Genomic DNA, 16,398 nt, shown 5'->3' on the forward strand with positions numbered 1-16,398 from the left:
CTCTGCGTGGCTTTCGCTGCGTCCTTCCGGAGGGTGACGCTGAAATGCTCGGCCTCGATGATCACGCGGAGTGTTCGTAATCGAGTTTGTCGGTTCAACGGTGGTAGATGCCGCTGATCCGGCGTTGCCACCAAGGCCGATCGGGCGGTCCGGCGGGATCGGGCAGGGTCTTTCGGCGTATCTCCTCGTCGAAAGGGCGGATGAGAGCGAGCAGGGCAGTACGGCTTCGCGACGGAAGTGCTCGGAGCGCCAGGTCCAGGGTTTCGCGTGCCAGGGGCTCGCAGCATGGACAGCCGAGAGTCCAGTGTGCTCGGTACTGGTGGGCGACGCGGGCATAGCGCTGCAACTCGCGGAACGCGGTCGCGATGTCCCCTGGCCGGAGCCAGGTCGCCTCGACACGGTGAATGTCCGCCAGTACCCAGCGTGGCAACCCGGGTACGACGGAGAACTGCCGGAGGCGCGGGTGAACTGGAAGGTGCGCGCGGACAGCGGCGGGCGGTCTACGCGCCACGACCCTTTCCGGTTTTCGTCATGCCCGGATCATGCCACGGCCGCGCCGCGTGGTCAGGCGGCCATGCGTTCGCCGAGGCGTCGGGCGAGTTCGGCGATCTCGTCCTCCGGGATGTCGAGGTGGCCTCGCTCCGGAGCGAAGATTGCCGTCTGCTGCTGGTCGTAGGGCACGCCGGGTGGCAGTGGCGCGAGGTGCCAGTGGACGTGCCGGTTGGCTTGCTGGCTGCCGAGGGACAGCACGTAGAGGCGTTCGGTGGGGAGCAGGTCGGTGAGTGCGCGGCCCGCGCGGTGCACGATCGCTTGGAGGCCGAGGTATTCGTCGGTGGTGAAGTCGGCGATGGCGTGTTCGCGGTGTTCGACCGGAGCGACGAGGAAGTGCCCGAGCACGGAGGGGAAGCGGCTGGCGAAGACGACGGCGTGGTCGTCGCGGTGGGCGATGTGGTGTGGATATTCGGGGTTACCGGCGAGCAGTTCGCAGACGAAGCAAGCACGGCGGGCGAGGTCGAGGTAGGCGTCGGGCCGCCAAGGCACACGTGTGGTCACCGGGGATGGATCGCCGGTGACTCGGCGACGAACTCGAACCGGGGCGGTAGCGCCTCCCTGATGTCGTCGGCCGTCGCGTCGAGGAGATGCACCGGCAGTGGGCCGGTCATCCGGCCGGCGCGGTCGAACGCGTCCTGTTCGGCGGGCCAGGTCCAGAACCAGCCGAGCGGGAAGTCCAGTGTGGCCGCGAGCTCGCGGGTACGGTCCGGGTCGGTGCGCAGCGTCGTAGGCTGGCTGCCGAGCTGCCAGTGGTCCGCCACGAGCTCCCGCAGCCGTGCACGATCACCGGCGATCACCGGCGCGTCCTCGTCGGCAGGCCAGTAGGCGCTGAACGGCCGAGGTCCGAGCTCGCGAACGGCGTCGAGCCGGTCCTCGAGATGCTCGTAGCCGCCGAGCGAGTCGACGACGGAAACCGCCAGCCCGCGCCAGAAGAGTGGGATTCGCTCGTCGCTCGCGAGGTCCAGCAGCCGGGCCGGAGCGATGTCGCGGTGGACACCGCCGTGCACCCGCGTCGCGAGCAGCCCGGCCACCTCCTCCAAGGTGGACTGGAGGTGTTCCCGCCGGAGCCATGACGCCACTGCGGCGACCGCCTCCTCGATGTCCTGCGCACGCCACAGTCGTGCCGCGGTGACCGCGAGCGCGTCGTCCGCGTCGGTGTCCAGGTCCGCGACGGGCCTCCCGAGAGCGGCGGCGACCAGTGGATGGGCGGCGTGCGGTGCCAGGAGTCCTGCCATCGCCTCGGGGGCGGCTTGCCTCACCGAGGTGATCCACAGCCACGTGTCCGCCGGATCCTCGTCATCGGGCCCCGCCCAGGCCGCGAGGCGCCCGGCCACCAGGTCGCGGGTGAGCACGCCCAGGTCGCACGCCAACGCGAACGCGTCGTCGGCGACGTCACCACTCCCGTCCGCGACCGCGAGCAGCCAGTCCCGCTCGTCGCCGGTGACGTCCTGGCCGGCGGCGACGGCGCGCACCAGCCGCCGGACCGCGGGGCCGGTGGCGCGCCGGTCGCCGGCCGCCGGGAGCGGGAAGGGCTTGGTCACCACGAACGCCTGCTCCGCGCCCATGTCCAGCGAAGTGAAAGGCTCCGGCGCGGTGGCCAGCCGTCGTGCCACGTCCTCGTGCGCTCCGTGCCAGTGCACCAGGAGGTCGTCCACCAGTTCACCTTTGCCCGTGAACGCCCGCTGGTGGGACTGCCAGTGCCAGAACGCGTAAGGGGTCGTCGCGGACATGGCCCGGTCCGCCAGTTCCGCGACCGCGTCATCTCGGCCGTCGGACTGCGTGAACCGGCCCCGGGAAGGCGGGGCGAGCGCGAGGAAGCCCGCGTCATCGAGGGTGGCGAACCACTTCTTCAGTACGGTGAGGTCGCTCGCGGGGCGTTTGGCCATGACCCAGTATTTCCTGGGGCTCAGTCGTCCCAGGTGACCACTCCGTACTTGTGCGCCTGGATCACCGCCTGCACCCGGGTCGCGACCCCGAGCTTCGCCAGGAGCCGCTCGACGTGGATCTTCACCGTGCCCACGGCGATGCCGAATTCCGAGGCGATCTCGGCGTTGGCCAGCCCGCGTGCGAGACCGCGCAGTACCTCGGTCTCGCGCGGGGTCAGCAGCGCCAGTTCCGGTGGCGCGGGGCGCGGTGAGGTGCGGGCGAAGCGGGTCACCAGTCGCCGCGTCACCTGCGGGTCGATCAGTCCTTGGCCGCGGTGGGCGAGCCTCACCGCGTCGACGAACAATTCGGGCGCGCTGTCCTTCAGGACGAACCCGACCGCGCCGGCCTGCAGGGCGCCGAAGAGGTACTCGTCGAGATCGAACGTGGTCACCGCGATGACCGCGAGCCCGGGATCCAGCACGCTCAGTCTTCTGATCGCCTCGATACCGTCCAATCCGGGCATGCGGATGTCGGTGAACACCACGTCGGGCCGGCGTCGCCGCGCGAGCGCGAGCAGATCGGCACCGTCCACGGCCGCACCGACGACCTCGATGTCCGGTTCGCCGGAGAGCAGCAGCCGCATCCCTTCCCGGGCCGCTTCCTGATCGTCGGCGACGACGACCCTGATCACGATCCATCCCCGGCACAGGGGACCGTCGCCCGGACCCGCCAGCCACGGCCGTCTCGCGGACCGGCGCTCAGGGTGCCGCCGAGTGCTGCCGCCCGTTCCCGCATACCGCGGATCCCGTTGCCCTCCAGCGGTTTCCCGCCACGTTCGCCGTCGTCGTCTACGGTGATCACCACTTCGCCGTCTCGCGAGCGGACCGTCACCCCGGCCCGGCGAACCGAGGCATGGCGGGCGACATTGCTGAGCGCCTCCTCGACGATCCGGTACGCGGCCGCCTGCACCGGGCGCGGAGGATCGTGGCCGCCGAGGTCCAGCACGATGTCCGCGCGCAGCACTTCCCGCATCCCGGTGACGAGACCGTCCAAATCGGACAGAGAGGGGGCGCCGTCCTCCCGCAGGACGTCCACCAGCGACCGCACCTGCCCCAAGGCTTCGCCCGCCAGGTCGGCGATGGCTCCGAGCGCCGGGACGGCGTCGATGCCCGCCTTCCGGCTTCCCAGCGCCCGCAAGCGGATCGCGCTCAACTGGTGCCCGACCAGATCGTGCACTTCTCTGGCGACGCGGTTCCTTTCGCGCGCCTGAGCGCGCCCGGCCTCCGATTCGACGAGCCGCCGCATGGCCTCCGCCCGGTCCGCGTGCAGGCGCAGGGCATAACCGAGGCTGACCGGCAGCACCGCGAGCCCGGCGGAGGTGAGCACGCCGGACGGCACGATGGGCACACCGCGTAGCGCGGCCACCGCGATCATCCAGGCGGTGGCCGCGAGGACGAGCACGATCCGGTGGCGTCGCAGGTGGTACGCGGCCGAGAACACCGCCGCCATCGCCGCCCACGGCGAAGCGGGGGAACCGCCCCACAGCGAGCCGAGGGTCACCGCGCCGGTGGCCGCCACCGAGGACAAGGGCAGGGAACGCCGCCAGAGCAGCGGCACGCAGGCCGCGACAGTCCACAGGAGAACGTCCACGGCGATCGCCGCGCCGTCGAGCGCTGGCAGGCCGAGCGAGACGCACAGGACGCCGAGGGCGATCAGGACGTCCTGTGCGAGCGGTGGAAAGGCTCGCCACCTGACGGCGACCGTGCTCATGGCCCTCCCGTTCTATGCCGTGCGGCAGATGCGTCGTCCGTGCTCGCGGTGCCACGGTGAGGCGGCGACCCAAGGAGGATCTTCTCGGATGACAAGTCGAAGGTACGGCGCCGTGATCGTGGCCGTGATGCTGGCGTTGTCGACGGCTCCCGCGTCGGCCGCCCCGCACCCGTCGCTGAACTGGCAGGACTGCGGCAACGGCGCGCAGTGCGCGGTGCTGAGGGTTCCGGTGGACTGGAGGGATCCCGGCGGGCCGTCCACCGGTATCGACGTCGTGCGGGTGACGGCGAAGGATCCGGCTCGCCGCACCGGCACGGTGGTGGCCAACCTCGGCGCCGGGAACAGCACGACGACCATCGTCGGACCGAGGCCCGCGCCGCTCCAGACCTGGCTCGACGAACTCACCGAGCGGCTGGACGTCGTCGTCTTCGACCCCCGCGGTCTCGGACGGAGCACCGGTGGCACGCAGATCGTGTGCCCGCGTCCGCCTGCCTCGATCCTCGGGTTGGTGCGGCATCAGGACGAAGCGGGTTGGCAGGCCCAGGTCGGGGAGAACGCCGCCTACGATGCCGGGTGCCGTCAAGCGGCGGGCCCGGTGTTCGCCGGGCTCGACTCCTGGCAGACCGCGCACGATCTCGACGCGATCCGGGCCGCGCTCGGCGAGGCGAGGTTGCGGTACTTCGGCAATTCCTACGGCACCACCTACGGCCAGGCCTACGCCGAACTGTTCGGTGACCGGCTGGAGCGGCTCTACCTCGACGGCGTCGCCGACCACACCCGGCCCCGGCTGGCTGACTGGCTGGCCGACTACGCGCTCACCCAGGAACGGCAGCTCCTGCGCTTTCGGGACTGGTGCGCCCGCGCGGCGTCCTGTGCCCTGCACGGCAGGGACGCCGCGAACGCGTGGGACGAACTCGTCGCGACGGCCCAGCGCGCGCCGGTGCCGGCGCCCGGAGCGGGACCTGGTCGCGTCGTCACGGCGGGGGACCTGTTCGCCGGCGCGCTCGTCGGCATGACTCCGCCGCGATGGCCCGCACTGGCCCAGGCCATCGCGGAAGCGGCCACCGGTGACGCGAGCGACTTCCTCACCGTTCTCCGATTCCCGCCCGACGGGCCGACGGGGTCCGTGCAGAACGCGATCCTGTGCCACGACTTCATGCCCCAGACGCCCGACTACCGCGAGTTCCTCCGCATCGAGCGCAGGCTCAAGGCCCTCGCACCGCGCTTCGGCTGGATCGAAGGCCGCTTCGAACTCGGCCGCTGCGCGGGTGTTCCCGGTGATCCGGCGTATCCGCCGCGTCCGCTGTCGGCGCCCAAGGCACCTGCCGCGCTGGTGACGATCGGCGAGCTGGACAACAACACCGCCAATCTCGGAGCGGCGCACGTCGCCGGGCAGTTTCCCCGGGCGAGCACGGTCTGGCACGGTGACGGGCACGCCGCCTACCTTCTGGGCAACCGGTGTCTCCGGAAGCTGGGCAACGCGTACCTTTTCGATGGCACGCTGCCGGCGCCCGGTACGTTCTGCCCCGGCGAACTTGCTCCGCCGGTCGATTGATTTCCTTATCGGGTTTCGTCGGATAGCCGACACAGGATTTCGCACAGTGCGACACGCGCCGCTCTCCCGGTGTGAGAGGCAACGCCGTCGCCGATTGCCTTGCCGTTCAGCGGTTCCGCACTATCGGCGTCCCCTGTGGCCGCGCGTAAGTGATCGCTTCGGTGACCTCCGGAAAGTTAGCGTCGACTTCCGGTCTTTCGCGATCGGCAGGAATTCGACCACCACCGGAGAGAGACATCATGATGACAAAAACGCGCCGCATGGCGACCATTTTGACAATTCTCGTACTGGGGATCGGCAGTGTCTTCGCCGCACCCGCGTCGGCCGGAACCGCGTCGTCCACCACCGCGCAGGCCACGTGCACCGGTTCGAGCTCGTGCTGGTTCACCTGGGGCCGCATCACGGCGGGGGACTGCACGCTGGACGGTGCGAAATGGACGCTGTTCCCGAACGGCAGTGCCTCGTTCGAGGCGAGGCTCGTCAGCAGCGACAGCAACGACGCCTGGCTGATGTGGGTGAACCTGCTGGACAGTGCCGGTGTCGTGCTGGGACCCATCCACCACGGCGGTAACCCGAAGTTCGTCAAGGGCACGGTCAAGAACCAATGGCACTGGTGGTTCGACGCCGGGTCGTTCGACGCCCGGTTCTACGACCGGATCAACGGTATGCGGATGACCAGCCACTGCTAGCCGCCCGGGCGTGTGTGGTCTGCCGGACCACGCACGCCCGGTGCCGTGCGGTGACTCAGATGGGTTCGGGGGCGCGGCTGGGATCGCGTTCGGGCACATTCGCTTCGACACGCTCCATCAGCAGCGCGAACGACATGACCAGCAGCGGGATCACCAGCACCATCCACATGATCCTTCAGGTACCCGGATCGGTCGTCGGGCAATCGCTCCCATCGGTGGTTTCGCTCCGGCGGGCGTCGGGGAGGACGGGAACCGCCCGATCGACTGACGCCTACTCCAGACTCGACGCCGGCACTACGGCGCCATCACGCAGCGCTGAGCACGACTCCATCTTCCGGCGGGATTCTCGTCGAGCCACTCGCAGGGCAATCACACTGCGTCGCCAAAACAGCGTCTATCAGCCACGCGCTGTGAGCATTGGCACTTTGACGTGGTCCTCTCCGGCCCAGTTCACTTTGTCTTCGCTCCGGGAACGCATCCGGACTGCCGGGGGAGGATGAGCACGGTGGGTACGCCGGATCTGGTCAGAGAATCCGCGCTGGGCGGGCGGTTGGTGTTGTGGGAGGAGTCGGCCCGCGACGGCGCCCAGGGCAAAACCCTGATGAGCGCGGACTTTCGCGTGCGGCTGGCTCGGGAACAGGGACTGGTGTTCGGTGGCGACGGGCCGAGGCACGTGGTGTTCGCGGCCGGCTTCCCCGCGGTGTGCGCGGAAGAGTTCGCCGCCACCCGCCGAGTCGCGCTGGAAGCGGCCGGATCCGTCAGCCCCGCGGCGGTCTGCCGCGCCACCCTCGACGATGTCCGACAGGCCTGCGACGCGGTACGGGGTGTGCCGAACGCGCGGGTGATGATCGTGGTGCCCGCGTCCGACGAGATGGCCGACGCGATGGTGCACCGCCCCGCGATCGAAGCGCTCACCGACGCCGTCGCGCTGGTGCGCGCCGTGCGCGACGGCGATAGCGGCGTCATCCCGGACGTGTGTTTCGCCGACGCGCCCCGCGCCGACCTCGATGTGATGGCCGACGCGGCGACCACCTTGACCGCAGCGGGCGCCGGGGTGATCGTCGTCGCCGACACCACCGGCGATCTGCTCACCGAGCGCTGCGGCGCACTGTTCCAGGGCCTGCTCGAGCGGGTAGGCGAGGACGTCGTCCTGGCCTCACACCTGCACAACGACCTGGGTCTCGGCCTGGCGAACACCCTGGCAGCGGTCCGGGCCGGGGTCCGGGTCGTGTCGAGCTCGTGGCTGGGCGTCGCCGAGCGCAGTGGCATGGTCGCCACCGAACAGATCCTGTTCCTGCTCGCCCATCGCACCGCCGAACTGCTGGGCGAGGCCGACCTCTGGCACACCGCGCCCGACCTGACCAGGATTCCCGCCATCGCCCGCTCGGTGTCGGTGGAGACCGGCCTGCCGCTGACCGTGACCACACCGATCGTCGGCACCGGGGTCGGCACGATCTCCACCGGCACGCCGTTCGTGCGACCGGAAACGTTCCAGCCCTACGACCCCGCGATTCTGGGCATCGAGCCGGCCGTCGTGCTGACCCACCTCGCCAGCGCCCGGGTCCTGCGCGCGGTCGGCGAACTCGCGGGGCTGGTACTCGACCGCGCGGAGACGGCGGCCGCCTTGGCATGGGTGAAGGCGGAAGCGTTCCGCCGCAACGAAGCCGTCATCCCGGTCGAGAGCCTGGTCGGGTTCGTCGACGCGTTCCGCGCGACCACGCCGGTGACGGCGACGTGACGCCGTCGATCGCGGAGTCGGCTGCGGCCGCCGACGCGCTGCGAGCGGGCTCGGCCGTCGTGTTTCCCAATCCGTACCCGTTGACCTCCGTGGTCGCCGCGACCTCACCCGATGTCGTCAACACCGCCAAAGGCCGCCCGGCGGACCAGGCCGTCGCGCTGTGGCTGGTCGACGACGAGCGGTGGACCGAGTTCGCCGACGCACTCGACCTCGACAACGCCACCCGCGACCTCGCCCGTGACCTCCTGGTGCACGAGCGGCTGACGCTGTTGCTGCCGTTGGCGACCGACCGGGTGCCGGACTGGGCGTCGCCGGCCACCCGCGACGGCCATGCCCTCGTATTCGGCGCCTGCTGGGATCCGCTGCGCCCGATCCTCACCGGCATCGGGCACCTGCACGTCAGCAGCGCCAACCGGACCGGGCACCCGCCTGCGGCGTCTCCCGCCGAGGCGCGCGCGATGTTCCCGCCGGAAGTCCACGTTCTCGATGCCACCGACGACTCGTCCGTCGCCGGGCGCGCGGCGACCACCACTCTGCGCGTGAGCCGGAACCACGGGCTGGCGCATACCCGTCCTGGTGCTCAGGACCGCGCATACAGCGGGCCCGATGCCTACCTCGCGCGCTTGCGCGCCGTCTACGTCGCGACCTGAAACCTCTACTCGGCCTCAACAAGAGGGCAGAGCGCGCTCGAGGAGGACCTCCGCTGCCGCCCGTCCATGCCTGCCGTAGTCGGCGTCGTTCAGCACCATGGCTCGGCTGGCGGCCCCGTCCGCGAGGATCACCAACTGCTCGGCGAGTGCGCCGGGGTCGCGGCAGCCCAGCTCTGTCACCAGCGCGGAGACGAGCTGCACCATCCGCAGTTTCTGCTCGCGGGCGTAGGAGTGAACCGCGCTCTCCACGTCGGGGAACTCCGCGGCGGCGTCGATGAACGGGCATCCGCGTACCGGAGACGTGGTCGCCGAGGGCTGGCTGAACAGCCCGAGGATCCGCTCCCGTACGGGAATGTCTTCGCGGGTCAAGCTGCTTTCCAGGGTCGCGCCCGAAGACGCGAGGTCCTGCAGGTGTGCGATGACCAAGTCGCTCTTGGTCCGAAAATGCACGTAGAGCGTGCGCTTGGAGACCGGTGCCTCTTCCGCGACCTGTTCCATGCCGGTCGCGTTGATTCCCTGAGTCGCGAACAACCGGGCGGCAGCGGCCAGGATGCGCTCCCGGCCGCCACGTCCCTGTCGTCGAGTGACCGTAGGCGTCGTTTCCATCGGTCAAGTATACGCCTGTGTTTACTTCGGTGGACCGAGTTGCTAGCCTCGACTCAGAGGTAAACACACCCGTTTACCTAAGTTGTCGTTGAGGAGTGTTTCATGAGCGTGTCGGTCCCTGTCGAGCTGAAGTACAGCGCGGAGAAGCTGATAGGCGGTCGTCACGCGACGCGCGCTTTCCGTCCTGAAGCCGTGCCCGAGGACACCCTGCGTGCGATCTTCTCGCTGGCCGGTGCCGCACCGTCCAATTCCAACGCGCAGCCATGGCGGGTGGAGGTGGTGAGCGGCGCGGCGCGTGAGCGCCTGGCGAATGCCCTGCAGGCGGCCCACGCCGAGAAGCGCATCTCGGTGGACTTCCCGTACTCCGAGGACATGTATTCGGAAGTGCATCACGCGCGCCGGGCCGTGTTCGGCGCGGAGCTGTACGGGGCGTTGGGCATAGCCCCGGACGACTCGGCGGCACGTGCGGCTTATGACGCGGAGAGTCTGCGGTTCTACGGTTCGCCACACGCCGCGTTCCTGTTCGTCACCGGTGACGGCGGGCCGCGACTGGCGGCGGACGTCGGTGCCTACATGCAGACGTTGCTCCTGGCGATGGCCGCGTACGGTGTGGCCAGCTGCCCGCAGGGCTTGCTGAGCTTCTACGCCGACACTGTCCGCGGGGAACTCGGTGTCACTGCGGGAAAGCTGCTCTTGGGCATCTCCTTCGGCTATGCCGACGAGACCGCGCCGGTGAACCGGGTCGCGACCGGGCGAGCCGCGCTCGAGGCGACCACGGCATTTCACGCCTGGTGAACGGGTCGTGGGTGGCGATTCGGGTTATTGAGGGGTAAGTCAAATGTGGCGTGATCGAGCCTCTGCGATGAAGGACCCCTTCGCTGGCTTCAAGGCTGAGAGGTGGCCTTCGCGGCACGGTTCTGGACCGGTCGGCGGGCGCCAATCGTTCCTCAAGTGTCCGCGGGGGCACTCTCTGACGGCTGAATGTTCGGTTGATGGCTGGATGTGCGGTTTCGAGGGGGTCGTGAGTGATAAAGAGGGTTAGAACGCGCATTGCCACTCACGACCCTGCTTACAAAGCGTGCAAATAGGCATCAATCAGACATTTATTCGCTCGCAGGTGTCCTCTATGGACGATCGGGATGCGGCCGGCTCTCGTCGGACGGCCAGATCCGCGACACTGGAGGCTCGTCGCGACCCGCCCGCGAACACGACGCGTTTGCCCTTCTCCTCAATAACCCTCTTTGCCACCCACGACCCCCGCTGCAAAGGTGTGGCCGGTCCAGATCTACGACGTCGAAGCCTTCCGGTCGTAAACCTGAACCGGACACCTACATCCGGCTCAGCGCCGGTAGTGGACCTCACCGCGCAGGGCAGGTGACGTCGGGCTGCCGCAGCGCTGTTCGAACGTCGCGTCGAGGGCGACGAGTCCCTCCGCACCGCGTTCGATGTGGTCGATCGTGAACGTCGAATAGTCGTCGATGCAGGCCAGGCCGTTGGAGGTGGTCAGGATATGCGCGCCTCCGACGTGGTCATAGGTGCCTGCCTGGAGGTTTCCGGACGGCGCGGTGAAGTCGAGTGCGATGTAGTCGAACCCATGGTCAGTCTCGGCGTCCATTCGCAGGGTCGCGCCGCTCTCCCAGAACCGCACCTCGTTCTCCGGAGAGGCGGTCCAATGACCGCTTCTGCCGTCGACCGGATGTGCACCCTGTTCGGCGGTGAAGTCGAGACTCGCGACGGGCTCGGCGGCTGCGGCCGGCGCGAACGCGGTGGCCAGGCCGGCGGTGACGGCGAGTGTGGTGAAGGCATGGCGGAACTTCATGGAACCCCCAAGGTCAGCCGCTCTCCGCGGAGCGGTCCTCACCGATACTGCCGGGATTCCCGGTACCTGCCACGAGTAGAACTACTCAAACAGGCCGTCGCGAGCGAGACCGGCTACATCGACTTCGGGCGGCTGAAATTCTGACCGTCACGAACCCCGTCGGCGACTGTGGCCGGATAACATGCTGCGAACCGGGTTCGCCCCGGAGAGCAGGCAGGCGGGAGCTTCGAGGTGATCCGCAGTTCGGTGACGATGGCGCTTCCCGCCCTTCCTGCGCTGGTCTACGAAGTGTTGTGGGAACGGCTCCGCCTCGGGCCCATGCCGTCGCCACTCGTCGTGCGCCGCCACGGCGGTGACGAGTCGGAGCGAGAAGAATGCCGTGCCCGCGCACATCGATGGCTGACCTCCAACAGCCTCGGAGACGCGGACAATCTCGACGGCGATCTGCTGCAGGCCTTGCGGGCGATGGACGACCGCGATCTCGCGCTGTCCGTGCGCTACCGCGACTCCGCCGGCCAGGTGTCGATCGGCTGTTTTCCTCAGCCCACCGGCCGGGCGCTGCGCGTGGTTCTGCGGGACGAGACCGTGGAACTGGGATGGATGAACGCGAAGAAGATGGCGGAAGGCATGCTGGAAGCCGTGCCCGATGCCCAGCCGGGAACCGGGCGGCCTCTGCGGGTGAGCGAACTCGCTCTCACCCGGTCGCGCCGGGCGTGGCGGCGATCGGGGCTGCTCAGCGCCGGCAAGCGATCCTTGATCGAGCACGGGGTGACCCCTGATGGCGCCGAGTGGTTCCTGCGTGTTCTGGCGAGGGCGAGGGCGACCGGTCAGGTGAGTGCGGCACGACCGGGAGTCGCCGGGAAAGCACTGACGGCCGTCCGCCCATTGTCCTTTGTGGATAGTTCCGATGGCCGGTACGTCGTCATGCGCAGCTACGGATCGGTCACGCTGATGCCTGCCGACGATGCGACCTTGACGGCCCGGATCAAAGGGCTCGCGGACGACGACTTCATCGAGAGCCGGTATGCGCGCGAAACAGGTGCGTTCAGCCACCTGTGGTGAGCCAGTATCCGTCTGCCGCACGCTGACCGATCGTCGTTCCGAGGAGAGCGAAATGCCCGACCTGCCCAGCCCGGACGAGGTGACCGTTGCCAAGTCGACGGGAGTGAGCCGTTCGGCGTTCCGGCGTGTGCTGGCGGGCAGTACCGCGGGGGCCGTGCTGGAGTGGTACGACTTCGCCCTCTACGGCATCCTCGCCGCGACCGTGCTCGGGCCGCTGTTCTTCCCCGGTGGTAACGCCGTCGCGCAGTTGCTGCTGGCTCTGGCCACCCAAGGACTGGGGTTCGTCGCGCGGCCGATCGGAGGCATCGTCTTCGGCCATCTCGGCGACCGCCTCGGCCGTAAACCCATGCTGGTCGTGACGTTCCTGCTGCTCGGCCTGTCCACGTCGGCCATCGGGCTGCTGCCCACGTACGCGCGGGCGGGGATCGGGGCGACGATCTCGCTCGTCGTCCTGCGCCTGATCCAGGGCTTCGCGCTCGGTGGCGAGTTCGGTGCCGCCGTGCTGATGGTGAGTGAGTACGGAAGCCCCCGCCGCCGGGGGTTCTGGTCCGCCTGGCCACAGGCGGGCGCCCCGCTCGGCACGGTACTGGCGACCGGGGTGGTGGGGTTGCTGACGATCGCGCTGCCCAGCGGGCAGTTCGAGCACTGGGGCTGGCGCATCGGGTTCCTGCTCGCCGTTCCCCTGCTGGTCATCGGCTTCTGGATCCGCCGTCGCATCGACGAATCGCCCGTGTTCCGGCAGGCGCGGTCACGCGCCGACTCCGCCGCGGCCGAACGGTCGCGGTCGAGCATCCTGGAAACACTCGCTCACCTGGGACCGGTCCTGCGCGGCCTCGGCGTGCGACTGGGCGAGAACGTCGCGTTCTACGTCTACACCGTCTTCGTGGTGGCTTATGCCACGACTTCGTTCGGGTACACCAAATCCGACGTCCTCCTCGCGGTGACCGTCGGATCCCTGCTGCAGTTCGCGGGCATGCTGGCGGGCGGTCACTGGTCGGATGTGGTCGGACGGCGAATCGCGATGCTGGTTCCCGCCGCGGGACTGGCGATCTGGGCGCCGTTGTTCTTCCTGATGGTCCAATCGGACAGCCTGCCGCTGCTCTATGTCGGCGTTGGCGTCGGCGCGGCGCTGCACGGGCTCCTCGCCGGTCCGGAGGCCGCCTGGATCGCGGAACTCTTCCCGACCGAGCGCCGCTTCGCCGGAGCCTCCCTGGTCTTCCAGGGCTCGTCGATCATCGCCGGCGCGCCGGCGCCCTTCATCGCCGTCTGGCTCGTCGAGAACCACGGCACCACCGCCGTCGTGCTGTATCTGGTCGCCACCATCGCGGTCACCCTGGTCGCCCTGCTTTTCAGTGCCGAGACCAAGGGGACCGACTTCGGCGCCGAGCCGGTCTAGCTCCAGAACCGCGTCATGACACCGGCCCCACGCGCCTGGCCACGCGGCCATTTAGGTGTTACCTTAGGTAACAGTGAATCGCGGTAACATGTAGCCGCGCGCAGCTGTCGACGTCGTCAGGGAGGTCCGTATGACCAGCACCGATGTGCCGCGCACGGCCGGGGCCGGCCGCCGCGAGACCGCTCAGCGGCTTCTCGATTCGGCCGCGATGCTGTCCTACGACCCGGCCACCGAAGTGGACTGGGAGACGCCGCTGGACAAGGACTTCCACGGCGCGAGCCCGGAGTGGAGCACCCTCTACGGCACGAGCTACTGGGCCGAGATGAGCCCGGAGCAGCAGAAGGAACTCACGCGCCAGGAAGCCGCTTCGGTCGCGAGCACCGGCATCTGGTTCGAGATGATCCTCCAGCAGATGGTGCTGCGCGATTTCTATGCCAAGGACCCGACCGACCCGGCCTTCCAGTGGGCGCTGACCGAGATCGCCGACGAATGCCGCCACTCGATCATGTTCGCCCGCGGCGCCGCGAAACTCGGCGCGCCCCCGTATCGACCGCGCCGGCTCGCCGTCGAGCTCGGCCGGGTCTTCAAGGCGACGGCGACCGGTGAAGCCGCGTACGCGGCGATCCTCGTCGCCGAAGAAGTCCTCGACGTGATGCAGCGTGACTGGATGCGCGACGAGCGCGTGGTCCCGTTCGTGCGCACCATCAACAACATCCACGTGGTCGAAGAGTCCCGGCACATGAAGTTCGCCAGGGACGAGACGCGTGAGCAACTGGAGGGCGCGGGCCCCGTGCGCCGCCGGATCAACGCGCTGGTCATCGCGATCGCGTCGTACTTCATTGTCAGCAGCATGGTCAACCGCGACGTCTACAAGAACGCGGGACTCGACACAGCGCGCGCGTTGCGCGAGGCGAAGGCCAACGAGCACCACAAGTCGATGATGCGCTCCAGTTGCGCCGGTCTGATGGAGTTCCTCGGCTCGTGCGGTCTGCTCACCCGCCCCGCGCTGGTGTTCTACAAGCGGGCGAACCTGATCTGAGATGGCCTTCGCGATCACCCAGACCTGCTGCAGCGACGCCACCTGCGTGTCGGTCTGCCCGGTCAACTGCATCCATCCGACGCCGGACGAGCCGGATTTCGGCACCACCGAGATGCTCTACGTCGACCCCGCGTCGTGCATCGATTGCGGAGCCTGCGCGGACGCCTGCCCGGTGGACGCGATCTTCCCGGCGGATCTGCTGACCGGACCACTCCAGGTCTACGCGGGCATCAACGCGGAGTACTTCGCGGACCGCGAGGTCGTGTCCTCGGCGGACCCGGCGCCCAACTTCCACCGCTGGAGCCCGCCGGCGTTCGACAGGGCCATTCCGAGCGACTTCGCGCCGCCGGACATCGCCGTCGTCGGCTCCGGCCCGGCCGGTATGTACGCCGTCGAGGACCTGCTCCTGCACACGAACGCGCGGGTCACCCTGATCGACCGGCTGCCGGTCGCGGGCGGGCTCGTCCGCTACGGCGTCGCCCCTGACCACCCCGCCACGAAACGGATCGGCGAGACGTTCTCGCGGCTCCACGAGCACCCGAGGCTGCGGCTGGTCCTGGGCACCGAGGTCGGGCGGGACGTCACCGTCGACGAACTGGCCGGGCGCCACGACGCCGTCGTCTACGCGGTCGGCGCCTCGTCCGCGCGAAGCCTCGGTCTGGACGGGGAGGAACTGCCCGGCAGTGTCGCCGCGACCACCGTGGTCGCCTGGTACAACGGCCATCCGGACGTCCCCGCGAACGCGGTGGACCTGTCCGCGGAACGCGTCGTGCTGGTCGGCACCGGCAACGTCGCCCTCGATGTGGCCCGGATCCTCACCGCCGACCCGGACACCCTGGCCGGCACCACGATCGCCCCGCACGCGCTGGAACGCTTGCTCACCAGCAAGATCCGGGAAGTCGTCCTGCTCGCCCGGCGAGGACCGGAGGACGCCGCCTACTCCACCCAGGAACTGCTCGCGCTCGCCGGGCGCGCCGGCGTGCCACTCGTCGTCGACGACGCGGACCCGCGCACCGCGGCCGCGATCGACGCGGGCACCGGCAAGGCGAAACTGCTGCGCGAACTCGGCCGCGAGACCGTCGACTGGACCGCGCCGCCGGACGCGGACCGACGCCGCATCGTCCTGCGTTTCCACTCCGCTCCCACGGAAATCATCGGAGACGGGCAGGTGCGCGGCCTGCGCGTCACGAGCGCGGACGGGCAGGCCGAGATCGCCGCAGGCCAGATCGTGCGCGCCGTCGGATACCACGGTGTCCCCGTGCCGGGCCTTCCGTTCGACGACAGCCGCGGCACCATCCCGAACACCGCCGGCCGCGTCGACGGACGCCTCGGCGCCTACGTCGTCGGCTGGATCAAACGCGGTCCTTCGGGCGGGATCGGCGCGAACCGCACCTGTGCGAAGGAGACCGTGGGAACCCTGCTGGGCGACATCACCTCCGGCAGGCTTCCCGTCCGGACGAGGCGCTCGCCGATCGCCGCGCTGGCTGCGCGATTCCGCGGCCGCTGACCGGATTGCCTGTGGGCCTTCGCTCGGATGAGCGTGGCTGTCTGTCGGGTCGCAGGTGATTCTTGTGCGAAAACGGGCGTTTCATCGAAATTTAATGCGCCGCCGATAGCGTCACCGGAGATCGAAGTCTCGTCTTTTGCAGGGATTAT

At 69.2% G+C, this 16,398-nt stretch carries 15 protein-coding genes; 9 read left to right on the forward strand and 6 right to left on the reverse strand.

All coding sequences use genetic code 11. From position 1 onward, the window contains the following. Positions 1-564 precede the first annotated feature (564 nt). The 4 genes from BKN51_RS12525 to BKN51_RS12540 are packed head-to-tail and all read right to left on the reverse strand — an operon-like array spanning position 565 to position 4,188. On the reverse strand, positions 565-1,053 hold the full coding sequence (locus BKN51_RS12525) for an HIT family protein (RefSeq protein ID WP_101607810.1): 489 nt from the start codon (positions 1,051-1,053) through the stop codon (positions 565-567). Beyond that, positions 1,050-2,438, reverse strand: a complete 1,389-nt coding sequence (locus BKN51_RS12530; protein ID WP_101607811.1) for a hypothetical protein — start codon at positions 2,436-2,438, stop codon at positions 1,050-1,052. Before BKN51_RS12530 ends, BKN51_RS12525 begins: the two co-directional genes overlap by 4 nt. A gap of 20 nt (positions 2,439-2,458) precedes the next feature. Further along, entirely contained in the window at positions 2,459-3,109 is a 651-nt protein-coding gene (locus BKN51_RS12535; protein ID WP_101607812.1) for a response regulator, read from the reverse strand. Then, the gene (locus BKN51_RS12540) at positions 3,106-4,188 is read right to left on the reverse strand and encodes a sensor histidine kinase (protein ID WP_101607813.1); all 1,083 of its coding nucleotides are present in this window, start codon (positions 4,186-4,188) and stop codon (positions 3,106-3,108) included. Before BKN51_RS12540 ends, BKN51_RS12535 begins: the two co-directional genes overlap by 4 nt. An 88-nt stretch (positions 4,189-4,276) precedes the next feature. Between BKN51_RS12540 and BKN51_RS12545 the strand changes: the two genes are divergently transcribed. The 4 genes from BKN51_RS12545 (at position 4,277) to BKN51_RS12560 (ending at position 8,820) form a co-directional block, all read left to right on the forward strand. Then, the gene (locus BKN51_RS12545) at positions 4,277-5,743 is read left to right on the forward strand and encodes an alpha/beta hydrolase (RefSeq protein WP_158255770.1); all 1,467 of its coding nucleotides are present in this window, start codon (positions 4,277-4,279) and stop codon (positions 5,741-5,743) included. 239 nt (positions 5,744-5,982) lie between these two features. Continuing rightward, positions 5,983-6,432 (forward strand): DUF6294 family protein, encoded by a 450-nt coding sequence (locus BKN51_RS12550; RefSeq protein WP_146044348.1) that lies wholly within the window; start codon positions 5,983-5,985, stop codon positions 6,430-6,432. Positions 6,433-6,928: 496 nt separating this feature from the next. Further along, positions 6,929-8,170, forward strand: coding sequence for a 2-isopropylmalate synthase (locus tag BKN51_RS12555; RefSeq protein ID WP_101607816.1), 1,242 nt, complete (start codon positions 6,929-6,931; stop codon positions 8,168-8,170). Then, the gene (locus BKN51_RS12560; protein WP_101607817.1) at positions 8,167-8,820 is read left to right on the forward strand and encodes a Sua5/YciO/YrdC/YwlC family protein; all 654 of its coding nucleotides are present in this window, start codon (positions 8,167-8,169) and stop codon (positions 8,818-8,820) included. The genes BKN51_RS12555 and BKN51_RS12560 overlap by 4 nt, the downstream gene beginning before the upstream one ends. Before the next feature lie 15 nt (positions 8,821-8,835). On the opposite strand, the gene BKN51_RS12565 is transcribed toward BKN51_RS12560, so the two are convergent. Then, complete coding sequence (locus BKN51_RS12565; protein WP_101607818.1) at positions 8,836-9,426, reverse strand: TetR/AcrR family transcriptional regulator; 591 nt, start codon at positions 9,424-9,426, stop codon at positions 8,836-8,838. A gap of 102 nt (positions 9,427-9,528) precedes the next feature. Here BKN51_RS12565 and BKN51_RS12570 point away from each other — a divergent pair, with 102 nt between their 5' ends. Continuing rightward, positions 9,529-10,221 carry a nitroreductase gene (locus BKN51_RS12570; protein WP_101607819.1) on the forward strand — a complete coding sequence of 231 codons (693 nt, stop codon included), beginning with the start codon at positions 9,529-9,531 and terminating at the stop codon, positions 10,219-10,221. Positions 10,222-10,765: 544 nt separating this feature from the next. Here BKN51_RS12570 and BKN51_RS12575 read toward each other — a convergent pair. After that, complete coding sequence (locus BKN51_RS12575) at positions 10,766-11,245, reverse strand: hypothetical protein (protein WP_101607820.1); 480 nt, start codon at positions 11,243-11,245, stop codon at positions 10,766-10,768. A gap of 231 nt (positions 11,246-11,476) precedes the next feature. On the opposite strand from BKN51_RS12575, the gene BKN51_RS12580 reads away from it, so the two are divergent. From BKN51_RS12580 to BKN51_RS12595, 4 genes are all read left to right on the forward strand, one after another. After that, entirely contained in the window at positions 11,477-12,307 is an 831-nt protein-coding gene (locus BKN51_RS12580; RefSeq protein ID WP_233223257.1) for an ESX secretion-associated protein EspG, read from the forward strand. Positions 12,308-12,359: 52 nt separating this feature from the next. After that, positions 12,360-13,703, forward strand: a complete 1,344-nt coding sequence (locus BKN51_RS12585; RefSeq protein WP_101607821.1) for an MFS transporter — start codon at positions 12,360-12,362, stop codon at positions 13,701-13,703. Positions 13,704-13,833: 130 nt separating this feature from the next. Next, on the forward strand, positions 13,834-14,742 hold the full coding sequence (locus tag BKN51_RS12590; protein ID WP_101607822.1) for an AurF N-oxygenase family protein: 909 nt from the start codon (positions 13,834-13,836) through the stop codon (positions 14,740-14,742). A gap of 1 nt (position 14,743) precedes the next feature. Continuing rightward, positions 14,744-16,249, forward strand: coding sequence for an FAD-dependent oxidoreductase (locus BKN51_RS12595; RefSeq protein WP_101607823.1), 1,506 nt, complete (start codon positions 14,744-14,746; stop codon positions 16,247-16,249). Positions 16,250-16,398: the final 149 nt, after the last annotated feature.

This window comes from Amycolatopsis sp. BJA-103, from assembly GCF_002849735.1.
In the GTDB taxonomy this organism is placed as follows: Bacteria; Actinomycetota; Actinomycetes; order Mycobacteriales; family Pseudonocardiaceae; genus Amycolatopsis.

Excerpts from the sequence above, each read along its gene's own strand:
- BKN51_RS12530 (WP_101607811.1), bottom strand. The coding sequence starts at position 2,438 with ATGGCCAAACGCCCCGCGAGCGACCTCACCGTACTGAAGAAGTGGTTC.
- BKN51_RS12540 (WP_101607813.1), bottom strand. The coding sequence starts at position 4,188 with ATGAGCACGGTCGCCGTCAGGTGGCGAGCCTTTCCACCGCTCGCACAG.
- BKN51_RS12545 (WP_158255770.1), top strand. The coding sequence starts at position 4,277 with ATGACAAGTCGAAGGTACGGCGCCGTGATCGTGGCCGTGATGCTGGCG.
- BKN51_RS12550 (WP_146044348.1), top strand. The coding sequence starts at position 5,983 with ATGATGACAAAAACGCGCCGCATGGCGACCATTTTGACAATTCTCGTA.
- BKN51_RS12555 (WP_101607816.1), top strand. The coding sequence starts at position 6,929 with ATGAGCACGGTGGGTACGCCGGATCTGGTCAGAGAATCCGCGCTGGGC.
- BKN51_RS12565 (WP_101607818.1), bottom strand. The coding sequence starts at position 9,426 with ATGGAAACGACGCCTACGGTCACTCGACGACAGGGACGTGGCGGCCGG.
- BKN51_RS12570 (WP_101607819.1), top strand. The coding sequence starts at position 9,529 with ATGAGCGTGTCGGTCCCTGTCGAGCTGAAGTACAGCGCGGAGAAGCTG.
- BKN51_RS12575 (WP_101607820.1), bottom strand. The coding sequence starts at position 11,245 with ATGAAGTTCCGCCATGCCTTCACCACACTCGCCGTCACCGCCGGCCTG.
- BKN51_RS12585 (WP_101607821.1), top strand. The coding sequence starts at position 12,360 with ATGCCCGACCTGCCCAGCCCGGACGAGGTGACCGTTGCCAAGTCGACG.
- BKN51_RS12590 (WP_101607822.1), top strand. The coding sequence starts at position 13,834 with ATGACCAGCACCGATGTGCCGCGCACGGCCGGGGCCGGCCGCCGCGAG.
- BKN51_RS12595 (WP_101607823.1), top strand. The coding sequence starts at position 14,744 with ATGGCCTTCGCGATCACCCAGACCTGCTGCAGCGACGCCACCTGCGTG.